The sequence below is a fragment of the Kitasatospora sp. NPDC093558 genome (assembly GCF_040683475.1).
Classification (GTDB): Bacteria; Actinomycetota; Actinomycetes; order Streptomycetales; family Streptomycetaceae; genus Kitasatospora.
This window is the reverse complement of record NZ_JBFBDY010000951.1, coordinates 1-1979: the sequence shown is the minus strand read 5'-3', so window position 1 is coordinate 1979 and position 1979 is coordinate 1. Positions and strand designations below refer to the sequence as shown.

The 1979-nt window shown below is 75.6% G+C and carries 2 pseudogenes; one reads left to right on the top strand and one right to left on the bottom strand.

Annotated features, from left to right (window positions below):
* Window positions 1-1795, top strand: a pseudogene (locus tag AB0O00_RS37315) (hypothetical protein); the annotation flags it as partial.
* Between the two features lie 22 nt (window positions 1796-1817).
* On the opposite strand, the pseudogene AB0O00_RS37310 reads toward AB0O00_RS37315, so the two are convergent.
* Window positions 1818-1979: pseudogene (locus AB0O00_RS37310) on the bottom strand (RNA 2',3'-cyclic phosphodiesterase); the annotation flags it as partial.

Sequence of the window (1979 nt, the reverse complement as noted above, 5' to 3'; positions counted from 1 at the left end):
CGAGAGCGTCCGGCCCCCGTGGCTCCAGCCGGGGCGGCGCCTGCGCACCGTCTGGTGCGTCGCCCTGCCGGACGGGCGCCACCTCGTCGTCATACACGACTACCTGGCCGGCGGGCTGCGGGTCAGGGACCTCGTGTCCGGGGAAGACCTGGATTTCGAGGGCCAGGAGAAGGTCGGCGGCGTCCGGGACATCGTCCGCACCGACCACGGCGGGCGCCCCGTCGTGGTGGTGGCGTGCTGGGACGGCACCGTCCGCGCCTGGGACGCGCAGACCGGTCGGCGGGTCGGCCGGCGGATCGCCCTCACCGCCGACGGCGACTCCCGCTTCCGGGCGATCGCGGCCGGCACCCTGGCGAACGGGCACCTCGCGGTGGCCGTCGCCGACGAGAAGGCCCCCGTCCGGCTGTGGGACCTGGAGAGCGGACAGCCGGTCGACCACACGATCCCCGGCGACCCGGTCAGGACCATGCTTCTCGCCTGGGGGCCGAGCGGTCTGTTCACCGCCGGGGACTCCGGCACCATCCAGCGGTGGGACGCCTCGACCGCAGCGGCGACGTGGAACCCGGTCACCACCGGCCAGGGCCCGTACCCCTCCGCTCTGCTCTGCACGCGCATGGCCGGCAGCGACGTCGTGATCAGCGGTGGCGACGACGGCACGGTCTGCGTGTGGGACGCGCACACGGGAGAACTCCGCGGCAGGCCGCTGGCCGCGCACGACGGCTCCGTCCGCTCGCTCGCCTGGGCCGAACTGCCCCACGGGCGCACGGTCCTGGTGACCGGCGGCAACGAGAACACCGCACGGTCGTGGGAGTCACGGGCCTTCGACGGCCGGTCCCGGCAGGAGCGGGCACTGCCGGCCGTCACCAGCGTGCTCCGGGCCGCGGGCCTCACGGTGAGCGGTCACACCGACGCGGTGCTGCGGGTCTGGGGCCCCGAGGGGGTGGTGGCCGAACTGGCCGGAGCCTCCCGGGTGCTGGCCCACCACGGCGACCTCGTCATCGGCGCCGGGGACATCGGCACGAACGAGGAGAGCACCCTGCGGGCCTGGCGGCTGCCCGACGGGCAGGAGGGCGCCGTGCCACAGGAGTTCGGCGCGGCGGGGACGGTGGCCTGCACCGCCGAGCTGGACGGCGCAGCGCTGGCCGTCGTCGGTGGGGAGGAGAACGTGGTCGAGGCGGTGCGGCTGCCGGCCGGCGAACGGCTGTGGCGCGCCCGCACCCGGGAACGCAGCACGTGGGAGAACCGCGGCCGGCGCCTGCCCGAGGTCACCGCGATCACGACCGCCACGCTCCCGGACGGGCGGCAGGTCGTGGTCGGCGGCAGCGCGGACGGAACCATCCGGATCCGGGACCTGCGCACCGGGCGACGCGTCGGCACGAGCATGAACTGCCGTGCCCCGGTGCAGCCGAGCCCGGCCGCGGTCAGCGCTCTCGCCTGCACCCGTCTGCCGGACGGGCGCGTCGTGGCGATCGCGTGCAGTGAGGACACCACCGCCGAGACGGTCGTGGTGTGGGACCTCGTGACCTGCCGTCCCGTCGCCGCCACGGCGATCGCCACCGACTGGGTGCACCAGGCGGTCTGCGTGACGCTGCCGGACGGCCTGCCCGCCGTCGTGACCGCCGACACGATCCTGCGGATCTGGCCCCTCGACGCCCTGGACCCCGACACCCCCTGGGTTCCCCTCTACGAGATCGACCTCGACTCCCCCGTCAGAGCCCTGACCGCAGGCCCGCCGGGCACCGTCGTCGCGGGGACGAGCAACGGCCTCGTCCAGCTGCGGCTGCGTCGTCCCTGAACGCCCGCGCCGGGATGGTCGGTTACGGATGGGGGGTGGTGCCCAAGGGCCAGGCCTCGATGTCGCGGTAGCGGATCGGGGCGGGGCCGCGGGCGGTGTTGCTGCCGACCAGGTGGAGGCGTTCGGCCTGCCCCGGGCGGCCGGCGACTCCGGCGAGGCCGGCTGCGGCCTGCGGCACGCGGGT